Here is a 13,675-nt window from a genome sequence, read left to right on the forward strand (position 1 = left end):
TGCCGACCTTGGGTCAGGCGAAGCGGCGCCCATCGGTCGCGTAACAATCGATGCCCGAGGGCAAATCGCGCGACAGGCGCGAGCGGCTCTCGGTCCGGCTGCGGCCGGTCAGACCGGACGACAGCGACGCAAGAACCGGTTGCGCACAAGCTGGTTCCAAAATTTATTTTATGATCCTGGTACGGCCATACCATTGAAGCGGCGAAGAGTGAGCAGACATTGCTGCCAACCGGCACCGCACGGTCAAAGGTGATCTTCGGCGCTAATCTCAAGACGATGGTGAGCCTAGCCCGTGTCGCATATCGCCGAACAATTTCGTTCGCCCGCCGTTCACGGGGCCGTGCTCTCGGTAATGGGTGCCGAGATCGGGCAAGATCTACGTGATTACTACCCAGAAATTGCGTTCATTGATGATGCCTCGCCGCTGGCGAAGGCGCTTCGCCGCCTGTCCGAAGTGCTGGATGGGCCGAAAACACACTCGGACCAGCAATTTGCCGCCGATCTCGTCGCGGTTGTGCCGAACCTGCGCCGTTACGCGCAGTCGCTGACACGCAACGCCACCGAGAGCGAGGACCTCGTACAGTTCACCCTGCTCAAGGCCTGGGAACATCGTACCAGCTACCGGCCCGGTACGGGGATGAAGGCGTGGCTCTTCACCATCTTACGCAACGGACATCTCAATGGACGGATGAAATACCGCCGGGAGGTGCCGGACCCGGAAGGCATGCATGCTGCCGGTTTGTCCACCCTCGCCGACCAGGAACATCGGCTTGATGTGCATGACGTGCGGGAGGCGCTCGACCGGTTGGACCCAGCCCAACGCGAGGCGCTGCTCCTCGTCGCCGTCGAGGAATTGACCTACGAGGCCGCCGCCGAGAGGATCGGCTGCCCGCCCGGCACGGTGAAGAGCCGTGTGAGCCGCGCTCGGGATCGGCTCGCCGCCGTGCTCGGGGAGGCCTGAGCCGTAGTTGCCGTGCCGGGCACTCCATCCATCGACAGCGCGCTTCCCCCGGAACTGTACCGGGGCAGGATTATTATTCCGGCTAAGATTCCGTGATTACCTTCGCATCGGTGAGGCGACGGCATGCTGGGTTGGTTCCGTGCGCTGATGCCGAAGGAAGACAGGTTCTTCGACCTGTTCGAGCGGCACGCCGCGACGCTGGTCGATGGAGCAGCGGCACTTCGGACCCTGCTCGACGGAACACAGGACCTGGCGCAGGCCTGCGCAGCCATCGCCGCCCATGAAGATAAGGCGGACACCATCACGCAGGAGGCACTCCAAGCAGTCCGACGCACCTTCATCACGCCGTTCGATCGCGGCGACATCCAGGAACTCGTGGGCTCCCTCGATGACGCGATCGATCAGATGCTCAAGATGGCCAAGGCGGTCCGCCTCTTCGAGGTCACCCGGTTCGAGCCTCAGATGCGTGAGATGGGCATCATCATCCAAGAGGCTGCTTCGGTCGTCGCCGAGGCATTGCCGAAGCTGCGCTCACTCAACGAGAACGCCACGGACCTCAACGCCCTGACAGAACGGGTTATCAAACTGGAAGGCCGCGCAGACGACCTTCACGAAGCGGGACTGAAGGCTCTCTTCCAGGCCTCCCGCCAGGATCCGATGGCCTTCCTCGTGGGGTCCGAACTGTACGATCACCTGGAAAAGGTCATGGATCGGTTCGAGGACGTCGCGAACCAGATCAGCAGTATCGTCGTCGAGCACGTCTGAGCCGCCGCCGTGACGCTCCTGATCTGCCTCATCGCCGTCGCGCTGTTCTTCGACTTCCTGAACGGACTGCACGACGCGGCGAATTCCATCGCGACCATCGTCTCCACGCGGGTGCTCTCCCCCGCTACGCCGTCTTCTGGGCGGCCTTCTTCAACTTCGTCGCCTTTCTGGTCTTCGGCCTGCACGTGGCGGGCACGGTCGGCTCCGGCATCGTCGACGTCGCGGTGGTGAACGACCGGGTGATCCTGGGGGCGCTCGGCGGCGCCATCGAGCTGGAACCTGCTGACGTGGTACCTCGGCATCCCGTCCTCCAGCTCGCACGCGCTGATCGGCGGCCTGCTCGGCGCCGGCATCGCGAAGGCCGGTCTCGGGGCGGTGGTCTGGCCGGGTGTCATCACCACGACCGCCGCCATCGTCCTCTCGCCCGCCCTCGGCTTCCTCTTGGCCCTCGTCCTCGTGCTGATCGTGTCCTGGCTGTTCGTGCGCTCTACGCCGGCCGCCGCCGACGGCGTCTTCCGCAAGCTGCAATTCGTCTCCGCCTCGCTCTATTCCCTGGGTCATGGCGGCAACGATGCGCAGAAGACCATGGGGATTATTGCCGTACTGCTCTATGCCCATGGGCAGGAGAACGGCGCCTTCCACGTGCCGCTCTGGGTGGTGCTTTCCTGCCAATCCGCCATGGCGCTGGGGACGCTCCTCGGCGGCTGGCGGATCGTCCATACAATGGGATCGAAGATCACGCGGCTGACACCCATGCAGGGCTTCTGCGCCGAGACTGGTGGCGCGATCACGCTCTTCGCGGCCACCGCGTTCGGCATCCCGGTCTCGACCACGCATACGATCACGGGCGCCATCGTCGGCGTGGGCGCGGCGCGGCGGGTTTCCGCCGTGCGCTGGAACGTGGCGCAGGGCATCGTCGTCGCGTGGGTCATCACGATGCCGGCGGCGGCTCTGGTGGCGGCCCTGGTCTACTGGGTGTCCGGCTTCCTGCTTCCTTGAGCCGGATCGCTGATCCGATCCGGCTCCGGGTCTTGGTCCCTCGGGGGCCTCTCAAGACGCCCTATCGCGCCAGATGCTTGTCGAAGAAACCGGCGATTTCCTCGAAGACGGCCTTGGTCTCGGGGGCGGTGTCGTCGCGGATGTATTGGGCGTGCGACTGACCTTCGCCAACCTGGAGATAGGCCTCGACACCGGCGTCGCGGAGCCGACGATGGACCCGCACGGTGTTCGAGAGCAGCAGGTCGCGGGTGCCCGTCGTCAGGATGGTGGGGGGAAGTTCCTGAAGTCCCCGTAGACCGGCGACAGCATCGGGCCTTGAGGTCGTGTCCGGCGGCGTAGACCTTGGCCCCATCGTCGCAAAAGCCGTCCGGGGACACGAGCACGTTGTCGAGCATGGCGTTCGTCACGAAGCTGTCGCCGACCTTGGTCGTATCGGACATCGGCGTTCCCGGCGCGATCGCAGCGGGCAGGGGCAGTCCTTCCTGCTTCGCCCGCATCACCATCGCCAGGGTCAGCGCTCCGCCGGCCGAGGTGCCGAAAATCGCGGTTTTCTTCGGGTCCGTCGTCTTGGTGACGGCTTTCCACACCGTCATGGCGTCGTCGTGGGCCGCCGGATAGACTGCCTCAGGTGGCATGCGGTAATCGACCGAGATGACCTTGTAGCCGCCGAAGCCGGACATGAAGATCGCTTCCGGCAGCCCGGCTTCACCGGGGTTGAGCACATAGCAGCCGCCGTGCACATGGACGAGAACGCGGTCGCGGTTCTCGGGCCGCATCTGCTCGGGCGTCACGATAAAGGCGCGCACCCCATCGATGGTCGTGCGCTCCACCTTGACGTGCAGCCGCTCCATCATGCCGGGCACGAGCTTCTTCAGCGCCTCCGCACCGGCCTCCGCGACGGGTTTCCAGGCCGCACCGTCCTTGGGATGGATATCCCAGTTGGTGCGGAGCGGCATGCCGATGATCTTTTGCATCTGCGGGCTGACATCGCTCGGCACCGGCACGCTTTTGGCGGGTACTTCGAGCGGGGCGGCCTGTTGCGCCGCAGCCGGAGTGATGAAAAGGCTAGCCGTCAGTGCCGCGCCGATCAGAGCTCGCGTCATGGTCATCCCTGCTTCCCAGCGTCCCGAGCGAGGGTACTTGGCAGGGTCGCTCATGAAGTCACGACGGCGGCCTTCATTGCGGAGGCCCTCTGTAAGACGATGGCTCTGCATCGCGCTTCCGTGGATGGAACGAAACATCCGAGCGCCTGACCCAACGGGGAGGCGGCCGGACCGGTGAGGATGCCATGCCCAGTAAAGACGAGCCGACCTGGCGCGTCGGTGTCCTGTTCTCCCGCAGCGGGGTCAGCGGCATCACGGAGACCGAGCACTTCCTCGGCACCGCCCTCGCCATCGAGGAGATCAACACCGCCGGCGGCGTGCTCGGACGGCCGATCGAACCGATCTGCTACGATCCCGCCGGCGACACCGATGCCTACCGGTCCTTCGCCCGGCGGATGTTGGCCGAGGACGGGGCCGAGGTGGTGTTCGGGTGCTCCCTCTCGGCCAGCCGGAAGTCGGTTCTCTCCACCGTCGAGCGGCACAACGGCCTTCTCTGGTACCCATCGATCTACGAGGGTTTCGAGTATTCCGAGAACATCATCTACACGGGCGCGACGCTCAACCAGAACGTCTTCGCCCTGGCCGATTACCTGCTGCAGGAGCATGGTCCCCGGATCTTCCTGATCGGGTCCGACTACATCTACCCGCGCGAATCGAACCGCGTGATGCGGGACCTGATCGAGGCGAAGGGTGGGACCATCGTCGGTGAACTCTACGCTCCCCTCGATGCGGACGACGCGGCCCATGGGGCGATGATCGCCGCCATCCGCGAAGCCGCCCCGGACGCCGTGTTCTCGACGGTGGTCGGACGCGGGGCCGAGCGGCTCTACCGCGCCTATGCCGAGTCCGGGCTCGATCGGGCTCGCTGCCCCATCGCCAGCCTGACCCTGGCGGAGGGCCAGATCCGGGCGATCGGCCCCGAATTGTGCAGCGGCCATGTCCTCGCGGCCTCCTACTTCGCGGCGCTGCCGGGTGATGAGAACGGGCGCTTCGTCTCCGCGTTCAAGGCCCGGTTCGGGGCGGACCGGCCGACGAGCATGTGGTCGGAAACGGCCTACGCACAGGTGCATCTCTTCGCTCGCGCGCTGGCGGAGGCAGGGACCCTCGATGCCGGGCGTCTGGGCGCGGCGGCCCTGAAGCAGCGGCTCGCCTCACCGGAGGGCGAGCTGGCCTTCGACGGCGAGACCCGCCACATCTGGCTGACGCCCGGAATCGGGGTCGCCCGCACGGACGGCCAATTCGACGTCGTCTGGCGGGCGCGCCGCCCCGTCCGGCCCGATCCCTATCTCGCGTGGTCGCGCTTCGAAACGAATTGGCTGGACGAGGGGATCGCCGCGTGAGCGCCCCTGCCCGCAAGATCCTGGACGACCTCAGGCGCGCCCGCGCCCTCGTCATCCACCCCCGCGACGAGGAGGGCGCCGCCCTGCTGGAGCAACTGCGCCGCCTCGGCTGCGAGGTCTCCCTCGTCTGGCCCCCGCCCGCCGCGCTGCCGCCCGACATCGACACGCTGTTTATCCAACTCGACGATGCGCAGGTGATGCATCTCCTCCCCTCGATCGAGGAGGCGGAGCCCGCCGTCATCGCCATCGTCGCCTACGAGAGCCCGACGTCGTTGAAAGCCATCGCCGACGTCAACGCCCACGGTGTGCTGAACAAGCCGCTTCATGCGAGGGGCGTGCTCACCCAATTCGCCCTGGCCCGATACCGGTGGGGCTACGAGGGGCGGCTCACCAGCAAGATCAACCGGCTGGAAGAGACCATGAAGGGGCGCCGCACCGTCGAGAAGGCGGTGCGCCTCCTGGTGGAGCTGAACCGGATCGACGAGGACGCCGCCTACAAGATGCTCCGGGACAAGGCGACCGCTTCGCGGGTGCCGATGGCGAGTGTGGCGGAGAGCGTGGTCTCCGCCCACGAGGCGATGAGTGGCCTCGGCCTGCGCATCGCGTTGGCGGAAAAGACCTGATCCGTGCAGCTTGCCGCAATTAGCGGCTTGCTCTCGGCAAGAGTACAGCTATCGTAACGGGATCGGGCAAGGTTGCCCCGCAGCAGGATTGCTGCATTACAGCACGGCTTTGGAGCCTCTGGACCGCGGATAACACCCGCGCCCAGGGGCTTTTTGCGTTTTGGAGCAATCATGATCCAAGCGAACGATCCCGCTCGCCCATCAATACGGGTCTCATGCATCCAGTTCGCGCCGGAGATCGGCGCGGTCGAAGCCAATAGGGCGCGTGCCTCTGATCTCGTCCGTGCCGCCGCCGCCGAGGGCAGCCGGCTCATCGTCCTGCCAGAACTCGCCAGCACCGGCTACGTCTTCGAGTCGCGCGAGGAAGCGGCCTCCCTCGCCGAGCCCGTGCCGGAGGGGCCGACCACCCGCGCCTGGGCGGCGCTCGCGGCCGAACTCGGCGTGCACATCGTGGCGGGCATCGCCGAGAAGGCCGGTGACACCCTCTACAACGCCGCCGTGATCGTCGGGCCGGAGGGCTATATCGGCACCTACCGGAAGGCCCATCTCTGGGATCAGGAGAACGTGTTCTTCGCCAGAGGCGATCTCGGCTTCCCGGTCTTCGACACGACGCTTGGCAAGGTCGGGGTGGCGATCTGCTACGACGGCTGGTTCCCCGAGACCTTCCGGCAATTGGCGCTCGGTGGCGCGGAGATCGTCTGCATTCCCACCAACTGGGTGCCGATGCCCGATCAGCCCGAGGGGAGGCCGCCATGGCCAACACCCTGCATCGGGCCGCCGCCCACTCGAACGGGATCTACATCGCCTGTGCCGACCGGGTCGGCGTCGAGCGCGGCCAGCCCTTCGAGGGGCAGAGCCTGATCATCGGGCCCAAAGGCTGGCCCCTCGCCGGACCGGCGAGCCGGGACCGCACCGAGACCGTCTCGGCCCTGGTCGATCTCGATGAGGCCGGCCGGAAGGACCTCAACAGCTTCAACTCCCTCCTGCGGGACCGCCGCACCGACATCTACGGCTAAGCCTCCACCGATCCTCGTCTTTTTCCAAGGAGTCCGTTCATGGTGACACGTTCTCTCATCGCTTCCGCCGCCCTCGTTCTGGCGGCCGCCGGGGCGCAGGCTGCCGAGGGCAAGCCCATCGTCATCGGCGTGCCGATCGGCCTGTCCGGGGCCAACAGCGTGGTCGCACCTTCGGTAGTGCAATCGGCCGAACTCGCCGTCGAGGAGATCAATGCGAAGGGCGGCGTGCTCGGCCGCAAGCTCGTTCTGGAGGTGGCCGATGACGCCTCCGGTGCTGCGGGCGCGCAGAAGGCTTTCGACGGGCTGATCTACCAGAAGAAGGTTGATGTCCTGATCTCGATGGAGACGAGCGCGGCCCGCAACGCCGGTCTGCCCGCCGTCACCAAGGGACGCGTGCCCTACATCTACACCTCATTCTACGAGGGGCATTCCTGCAACAAGAACATGTTCGTGAATGCCTGGGTGCCGGAACAGCAGGTTCCGCCCGTGGTGGACGCCTTCAAGCAGAAGGGCGCCAAGACCTACTTCCTGATCGGCAGCGACTATGCCTTCGGGCGCGGCATGCTCGGCTTCGCCAAGACTTACATCGAGAAGGCGGGCGGCAAGGTCGTCGGCGAGGATTACCTGCCGATGGACGGCAGCGATTGGACCGCGATCATCTCCAAGCTCAAGGAGGCCAAGCCCGACGCGCTGATCACCTCGACGGCGGGCGGCGCCCCGAACGTGACGCTGACCAAGCAGTTGCGCGGCGCGGGCGTGACCCTGCCCTTCGCGAACCTCGCCCTGGATGAGGGCACCGCCAAGAGCATGGGCGCCGATGCGGAAGGCGTCTACCTCTCGGCCTCCTATGTCACCGGCATCGACAGCCCTGAGAACAAGACCTTTCTCGATGCCATGAAGAAGAAGTTCGGTGCAGAACTGCGCACGCCGAACGATCTCTCGGTGCCGGAATACGAGGCGATCTACCTCTACAAGGCTGCCGTCGAGAAGGCGGGGGGCACCGAGACGGCGAAGGTCCTCGAGGCCCTGCCCACCGTGAGCGTGACCGGCCCCCGGGGCACGATCCGCATGAGCAAGCAGCACCACGCGCCGCTGACCATGTATCTCGGCCAGATCCAGGCGGATGGCACGGTGAAGGTCGCGGGCACGTTCGAGGACGTCGATCCGGGCGATCAGTGCCCGAAGCTGCAGTAAGCCCCGATGCTGCTCGCCCTCGACATCCTCACCACCGCCGCGATCCTGTTCGTGGTGTCGATCGGCCTTCTGGCGATCTTCGGCGTGCTGAAGATCATCAACTTCGCCCATGGGGCGTGGCTGACGGTCGGCGCGTACTGCGCCGTCGCGACGGCGAAGCTCGGGCTGAACCCCTGGGCCGCGCTGCCCCTGGCCTTCGTGGTCGGGGCGGCGCTCGGCGGGCTCGCGGAGCACTTCATCATCCGGCCCCTGTACCGGCGGCCGCTCGATGCGATCCTCGCCACCTGGGGGCTCGGGATCGTCGTCGGGCAGCTCATCACCCTGGGGTTCGGGCGTGACGTGCAGCTCACCCCGAACCTCTATGCGGGAACGGTGGCGGTGCTGGGTGTCGAATACTCGGCCTACCGGCTGGTGGCGCTCGGCATCGCCCTGGTGATCGGGACGCTGTTCGCCCTCACCATCGAGCGGACGCGGCTCGGGCTCTCGGCCCGGGCGGTAATCATGAACGAGACGCTTGCCCGAAGCCTCGGCGTGAACACGGGGCGGGTGCGCCTCGTGGTGTTCATGATCGGCGCGGGGCTGGCGGCGCTCGCGGGGGTGCTCCTCACGCCCCTCACCAGCGTCGATCCGAACATGGGCGTCTCCTGGCTGATCGGCGCCTTCATGCTGGTGATGGTGGCGGATGCCTCGTTCCTGGCGCTCGCGGTCGCGTGCCTCGTCTTCGGGGGCGCGCAGGTCCTGATCAGCACCTTCGTGAGCCCGATCCTCGGCAGCATCGCCATCGCGGTGCTCGCAGCCCTCGTGCTGCGCGTCAGCCCGAAAGGATTCTCCCGTGCTTGACATGAGTCCCGCTGCGGCGCGCGCCTCGGCCACTCCGCATTCCCGCCCGCGGCTCTCGCGGGCGGCCCCCTTCGTGGCTGCGACGCTCGCGGCCCTGGCCCTGTGGGTCGCGCCGACCTTTCTCGACACGTTCGCGGTCAACGTGCTGACCCGTTCGATGATCTACGCGGTGCTCGCCGTCACCGTCGATCTGCTCTGGGGATTTGCCGGCATCCTCACCTTCGGCCAAGCGGCGTTCTTCGGCGTCGGGGCCTATGCCGCCGCCATGATCCTCGGCGCCTACGGCGCGACGCCCGGCGGGATCGCGCTCGCCATCGGCACGGCCGTCCTGGCGCCCGCTCTGCTCGGGATCGTGGTCGGCTGGCTGTCGTTCTACCACCGTTCGACGCCGCTCTACGCCTCCGTGATTTCGTTGGTCGTACCCATCGTGGTCGTCCAGCTGATCTATTCCGGCGGCGAATGGACCGGCTCCAGCAGCGGACTCGTCGGCTTCGACGTGATGCCCTTCGAGATCGAAGGCTATTTCCGTCTCGCGGCCCTGGTGTTGATCTTCGTGACCCTGGCGGCGTGGATCCTCGTGCGGTCGGATGCGGGCCGCGCCCTGGTGGCGCTTCGGGACAACGAGGCGCGCTGCGCCTATCTCGGCCTCAATCCGCGCCGCCTCCAGATCCGGCTCACCGCCGCGCTCGCCGCCGTCGCCGGTTTCGCGGGCTTCCTGTTCGCCAATGCCTCGGGAGTCGTCGCGCCGGAAAATGCCGGGTTCCTGTTCGGCACCGAACTGGTGATCTGGGTGGCACTCGGCGGCCGGGGCACCCTCCTCGGCCCGGTCCTCGGAACGATCGCCATCGATTACCTCGCGGCGAACCTCTCCGGCGATCTTCCGTTCCTCTGGCAGCTCCTTCTCGGCACCGCCTTCGTGGCGATCATCATCCTGCTGCCCGGCGGGCTTGCCGATCTCGTTGGCCGCCTATGGCGGGTTCTGCCCTTCGGCCGTTCGGGACAGGTGGCCCCTGCCTTGGAGACGAGGACGGCGACGGCGAAGACGGCTGTCACGGATGCGCCGATCCTCAAGGTCGAGGGTCTCGCCAAGAGCTACGGCAGCCTCACCGTGCTGGAGGGGATCGACCTAACGATCCGGGCAGGGGAACTCGTGAGCCTCGTCGGGCCCAATGGCGCAGGCAAGACGACGCTGATGCGCTGCCTCAGCGACGGGACCGAGCCCTATCGCGGCACCATTGCCATCGGCGGCACGTCCACTACCGGTCTTACCCCGAACCGGATCGTCGGCCTTGGGGTCGGGCGCAAGTTCCAGGTCGCGAGTGTCTTCGAGAGCCTCTCGGTGGCCGATTGCCTGCGCCTCGCGAGGGCCTCGCAGGACGGCCTCAACCCGTTGGGCGAAGCGCCGACGCTCGGGCTGCCTCAGGCCGCCCTCGATGTCCTGCGGATGACCGGCCTCGACCGCCTGCTCACCGAGCCGACGCGTCTCCTCTCGCACGGCCAGAAGCAGGCGCTGGAACTCGCCATGGTGGTCGCCCTGGAGCCACGGCTCATCCTGCTCGATGAGCCGACCGCCGGCCTGACCAAGGGCGAGCGCACGACGATCGGCAGCGTGCTCAAGGCGCTCACCGCCGATGGGCGCATCGCGGCCGTACTGGTGGAACACGATCTCGACTTCGTGCGCGAGATCTCCTCGCGCATCGTGGTGCTGCATCAGGGCCGCCTCGTCCTCGACGGCACGGTGGACGAGGTGGTCGGCTCCGAACTGGTCCGGACCATCTATTCGGGAGGGGCCCATGGCTGAGACAGCACGGCGGAGCGAGGTGGCGGATACGGCGCTGGCACTGACGGACGTGTCGAGCGGATACGGCGCGGTGTCGATCGTGAAGGACGTGTCCCTCACGGTGGGGCAGGGGGAGATCGTCGCCCTGCTGGGCAAGAACGGCATGGGCAAGACGACCCTGCTCAAGACCATTCTCGGCATGGTCGGCTTACGCGGGGGCGGTATCACCATCGGCGGGCAGGCCCTCTCCGGCCTCTCGCCCGCCAAGCTCGTGGCGCTCGGTGTCGGCTACGCGCCGCAGGAGCAGCCCCTGTTTCAGGATCTGTCGATCCGGGACAACCTGCGCCTCGCGCTCCCCTCGGACCGGCATCTGCCGCAGGCCCTAGAGCGGCTGTTCGGTCATTTTCCCTTCTTGAAAGACCGCCTCGCCCAGCGGGCGGGGACGCTGTCCGGGGGCGAGCAGAAGATGCTGATCCTCGGCCGTGCCCTGATGCTGCGGCCCCGCCTCCTCCTGATCGATGAGATCTCCGAAGGGGTGCAGCCCTCGATGGTAGAGCGCCTGCGAAAGGTGCTCCTGGCCGAGCGGGAGGCGGGCCTGTCCATGCTGGTGGTGGAGCAGCACGTCGCCTTCGCCCTGGGCCTCGCAGACCGCTACGCCGTGCTGAAGCTCGGCGAGATCGTGGAAAGCGGCTCCACCAAGGCGCCGGACGCGCAGGCGCGCGTCATCGGTCATCTCGCGGTGTGAGCCATGATGGAACTGAACACCTTCTCCATCGCCGCCCGCTGCCCGCGCACCGGACAACTCGGTGTGGCCGTGGCGAGCGCCGTCCCGGCCGTGGGCGCGATGTGTCCGTATCTGCGAGCGGGGGTCGGCGCGGTCAGCACCCAGTCCTGGGTAAATCCCTACCTCGCCCTGCATGTCCTCGACAGGATCGGGCGGGGCGAGCGCGCGGAGGCGGCCTTGTCCGCGGTCCTCGCCGCCGACGATCGGGCGGATCTTCGTCAGGTCGGGCTGGTGGATGCCAACGGCGCGGCGGCCGCCTGGACGGGATCCGGCTGCACGGAAGAGGCCGGGCACCGCAGGGGTCCGGGCTACGCCGTCCAGGGCAACATGCTGGCAAGCCCGGCCGTGATCGACGCCATGGCGGAGGCCTTCGAGGGATCTGCCGCTCTCGATCTGGACGAGCGGCTGATGCGCGTGTTGGAGGCGGGTGACGGGGCAGGCGGCGACCGTCGGGGCAAGCAATCCGCAGCCCTGAAGATCGTGGACCGGGAGGATTATCCGAGCCTCGACCTCAGGGTCGATGAGCACACCGCGCCCATTGCCGAGCTGCGCCGGATCCTCACCATCGCCCGCCGCCAGCTCGTCCCGTTCGTGGCGGGGATGCCGCGCAAGCACGGCCCGGCAGGCGCCTTGCCGGACGAGGTGTCCGCCATGCTCCTGAAGCCGCCTGGCGAGAGGCCCGGCGCGGTTTCAGATCCGTCGGGCGAGGCCCGGACCACCTCTCCGCAGGACCAGTTCGCCCCGGTGCTGGCCGAGATCCGAAAGCTCCGCGAACTCGACCTCACGGAGATCCATCCGCCGATCATCTTCGATCCGAGCCTCCCCTATCGCCGGGTGCCCCATGACTGACGCGGTCTGGTCCTTGCCGATCACCGGCTCTCGCGGCGGATCGCGGCGCGAGAGCTTTCCAGCGTGGAGCTCGTCCAAACCTACCTCGATCGGATCGAACGCCACGACGGCGATCTGCAGAGCTTCGTGTGCCTGTCGTCCACGGCCCTCGACGCCGCGCGGGCGGCGGATGAGGAGATCGCGCGCACGGGGCCCCGGGGGCCGCTCCATGGGATCCCGATCGGCATCAAGGACAATTACACGACCGCCGATCTGCCGACCCGGGCGGGCACGGCGGTCGAGGCCCTGGCCTTCCCGCAGGAGGACAGCCACTGCGTGGCCAAGCTGCGGGCGGCCGGCGCGGTGATCCTCGGCAAGTTGCGCATGCACGAATTCGCCTGGGGCATGGTCACGCCGCCGACGCGCAACCCCTGGGATCTCGCGCGGGTGCCCGGCGGATCGAGCGGCGGCTCGGGCGCGGCGGTGGCGGCCCGTCTCTGCCCGGCGGCCCTCGGCTCGGACACGGGAGGCTCGATCCGCATTCCGGCCGCCCTGTGCGGCGTTGTGGGTCTCAAGCCGACCTATGGGCGGATCGGCCGATCCGGCATCGTCCCGCATTCCTGGTCACTCGACCATGCCGGACCGCTGACCCTGACCGTGGCCGATGCGGCGCTCATGCTTCAGTGCTTGGCGGGATCCGATCCGGCCGATCCGGCCGCTGCGTCGGCGCCCGTCCCGGACTATGCGGCCGGTCTCGGGGAGCCGATCCGCGGATTGCGTGTGGCGGTGATCCGCAACCACTTCTTCGAGGCGATAGACGAGGACGTCGCCGCCTCCGTCGAGGAGGCGATCCGCTTCTTCGAAGGCCAAGGCTGTGAGGTTCGCGACGTCCAAATGCCCTCCCTGCGCTACGGGCTCGGCGCCATTTTCGCGATCGAACTGGCGTCCTCGACCGCCTACCACGACCGTAGCCTCGCCCAGGGCCATGTGGCGGGCTTCGCTGCGGACGTCCGGGATCTCGTGGAGATGGGCCGGTTCGTCACCGGGCCCGACTATGTGCGCGCCGAGCAGGCGCGGGCGCTGATCATGGCCGAGATGGCCGACATTCTGAACGGCGCGGATGTCATCGTCACGCCGGCCTCGCCGCTCACGGCGTGGCGCACGGACGAATCGACCGTCGTCATCGGAGGCCAACAGGAGAGCGTCCTCGCGGCGTCCTGGCGGCTCACGTATCCCTTCAACCTGACGGGACTGCCCGCCATCGCAATGCCCTGCGGCTTCGACCGCCGGGGCCTGCCGATCAGCCTTCAGATCGCTGCCCGACCCTTCGCCGAAGGGATGCTTCTGCGGTTCGCCCACCTTTACGAGCAAGCCTACGCGTGGTGGCGCCAGACCCCGCCGCACGCCGCCTAGGGCTGCACAGGCCCGGTAGCGTGGGCCCA

Annotated in this window: 11 protein-coding genes and 2 pseudogenes; 12 read left to right on the plus strand and 1 reads right to left on the minus strand. The window is 67.4% G+C overall.

Features of this window, described 5'->3' with window-relative positions; translation table 11 throughout:
* Positions 1–292 precede the first annotated feature (292 nt).
* From ACFQE0_RS10815 to ACFQE0_RS10825, 3 genes and pseudogenes are all read left to right on the plus strand, one after another.
* Positions 293–961 carry a sigma-70 family RNA polymerase sigma factor gene (locus ACFQE0_RS10815; protein ID WP_378969416.1) on the plus strand — a complete coding sequence of 223 codons (669 nt, stop codon included), beginning with the start codon at positions 293–295 and terminating at the stop codon, positions 959–961.
* A 123-nt stretch (positions 962–1,084) separates the two neighbouring features.
* Positions 1,085–1,726, plus strand: a complete 642-nt coding sequence (locus tag ACFQE0_RS10820; RefSeq protein WP_378969419.1) for a DUF47 domain-containing protein — start codon at positions 1,085–1,087, stop codon at positions 1,724–1,726.
* A gap of 9 nt (positions 1,727–1,735) precedes the next feature.
* A pseudogene (locus ACFQE0_RS10825) lies at positions 1,736–2,725 on the plus strand (inorganic phosphate transporter).
* On the opposite strand, the gene ACFQE0_RS10830 reads toward ACFQE0_RS10825, so the two are convergent.
* Positions 2,695–3,834, minus strand: coding sequence for an alpha/beta hydrolase fold domain-containing protein (locus ACFQE0_RS10830; RefSeq protein ID WP_465264072.1), 1,140 nt, complete (start codon positions 3,832–3,834; stop codon positions 2,695–2,697). The pseudogene ACFQE0_RS10825 and the gene ACFQE0_RS10830 overlap by 31 nt on opposite strands.
* Positions 3,835–4,013: 179 nt before the next feature.
* Between ACFQE0_RS10830 and ACFQE0_RS10835 the strand changes: the two genes are divergently transcribed.
* The 9 genes and pseudogenes from ACFQE0_RS10835 to ACFQE0_RS10875 all read left to right on the plus strand — a co-directional run bounded on the left by ACFQE0_RS10835 (position 4,014) and on the right by ACFQE0_RS10875 (position 13,646).
* The gene (locus ACFQE0_RS10835; RefSeq protein ID WP_378969421.1) at positions 4,014–5,168 is read left to right on the plus strand and encodes a transporter substrate-binding domain-containing protein; all 1,155 of its coding nucleotides are present in this window, start codon (positions 4,014–4,016) and stop codon (positions 5,166–5,168) included.
* Positions 5,165–5,791: an ANTAR domain-containing response regulator gene (locus ACFQE0_RS10840; protein ID WP_378969424.1), complete on the plus strand. Its 627-nt coding sequence runs from the start codon at positions 5,165–5,167 to the stop codon at positions 5,789–5,791. The genes ACFQE0_RS10835 and ACFQE0_RS10840 overlap by 4 nt, the downstream gene beginning before the upstream one ends.
* A gap of 171 nt (positions 5,792–5,962) precedes the next feature.
* Positions 5,963–6,807 (plus strand): annotated as a pseudogene (locus ACFQE0_RS10845) (nitrilase family protein).
* Between the two features lie 39 nt (positions 6,808–6,846).
* A complete protein-coding gene (locus ACFQE0_RS10850; protein WP_378969426.1) occupies positions 6,847–8,001 on the plus strand; it encodes a substrate-binding protein in 1,155 nt (384 codons plus the stop codon).
* A 6-nt stretch (positions 8,002–8,007) separates the two neighbouring features.
* Positions 8,008–8,841, plus strand: coding sequence for a branched-chain amino acid ABC transporter permease (locus tag ACFQE0_RS10855; RefSeq protein WP_378969428.1), 834 nt, complete (start codon positions 8,008–8,010; stop codon positions 8,839–8,841).
* A gap of 1 nt (position 8,842) precedes the next feature.
* Positions 8,843–10,642, plus strand: coding sequence for a branched-chain amino acid ABC transporter ATP-binding protein/permease (locus tag ACFQE0_RS10860; protein ID WP_378975416.1), 1,800 nt, complete (start codon positions 8,843–8,845; stop codon positions 10,640–10,642).
* Complete coding sequence (locus tag ACFQE0_RS10865; RefSeq protein ID WP_378969430.1) at positions 10,635–11,366, plus strand: ABC transporter ATP-binding protein; 732 nt, start codon at positions 10,635–10,637, stop codon at positions 11,364–11,366. The genes ACFQE0_RS10860 and ACFQE0_RS10865 overlap by 8 nt, the downstream gene beginning before the upstream one ends.
* Positions 11,367–11,369: 3 nt before the next feature.
* On the plus strand, positions 11,370–12,254 hold the full coding sequence (locus tag ACFQE0_RS10870; protein WP_378969432.1) for a DUF1028 domain-containing protein: 885 nt from the start codon (positions 11,370–11,372) through the stop codon (positions 12,252–12,254).
* Positions 12,255–12,317: 63 nt separating this feature from the next.
* The gene (locus tag ACFQE0_RS10875; RefSeq protein WP_378969434.1) at positions 12,318–13,646 is read left to right on the plus strand and encodes an amidase; all 1,329 of its coding nucleotides are present in this window, start codon (positions 12,318–12,320) and stop codon (positions 13,644–13,646) included.
* Positions 13,647–13,675 lie beyond the last annotated feature (29 nt).

It is taken from the genome of Methylobacterium komagatae (assembly GCF_042661665.1).
Taxonomy (GTDB): Bacteria; Pseudomonadota; Alphaproteobacteria; order Rhizobiales; family Beijerinckiaceae; genus Methylobacterium; species Methylobacterium komagatae.

What these genes read in the sequence shown, in the direction of transcription:
- ACFQE0_RS10835 (WP_378969421.1), top strand. Translation starts at nt 4,014, where the DNA reads ATGCCCAGTAAAGACGAGCCGACCTGGCGCGTCGGTGTCCTGTTCTCC.
- ACFQE0_RS10855 (WP_378969428.1), top strand. Translation starts at nt 8,008, where the DNA reads ATGCTGCTCGCCCTCGACATCCTCACCACCGCCGCGATCCTGTTCGTG.
- ACFQE0_RS10820 (WP_378969419.1), top strand. Translation starts at nt 1,085, where the DNA reads ATGCTGGGTTGGTTCCGTGCGCTGATGCCGAAGGAAGACAGGTTCTTC.
- ACFQE0_RS10870 (WP_378969432.1), top strand. Translation starts at nt 11,370, where the DNA reads ATGATGGAACTGAACACCTTCTCCATCGCCGCCCGCTGCCCGCGCACC.
- ACFQE0_RS10830 (WP_465264072.1), bottom strand. Translation starts at nt 3,834, where the DNA reads ATGACCATGACGCGAGCTCTGATCGGCGCGGCACTGACGGCTAGCCTT.
- ACFQE0_RS10850 (WP_378969426.1), top strand. Translation starts at nt 6,847, where the DNA reads ATGGTGACACGTTCTCTCATCGCTTCCGCCGCCCTCGTTCTGGCGGCC.
- ACFQE0_RS10860 (WP_378975416.1), top strand. Translation starts at nt 8,843, where the DNA reads ATGAGTCCCGCTGCGGCGCGCGCCTCGGCCACTCCGCATTCCCGCCCG.
- ACFQE0_RS10865 (WP_378969430.1), top strand. Translation starts at nt 10,635, where the DNA reads ATGGCTGAGACAGCACGGCGGAGCGAGGTGGCGGATACGGCGCTGGCA.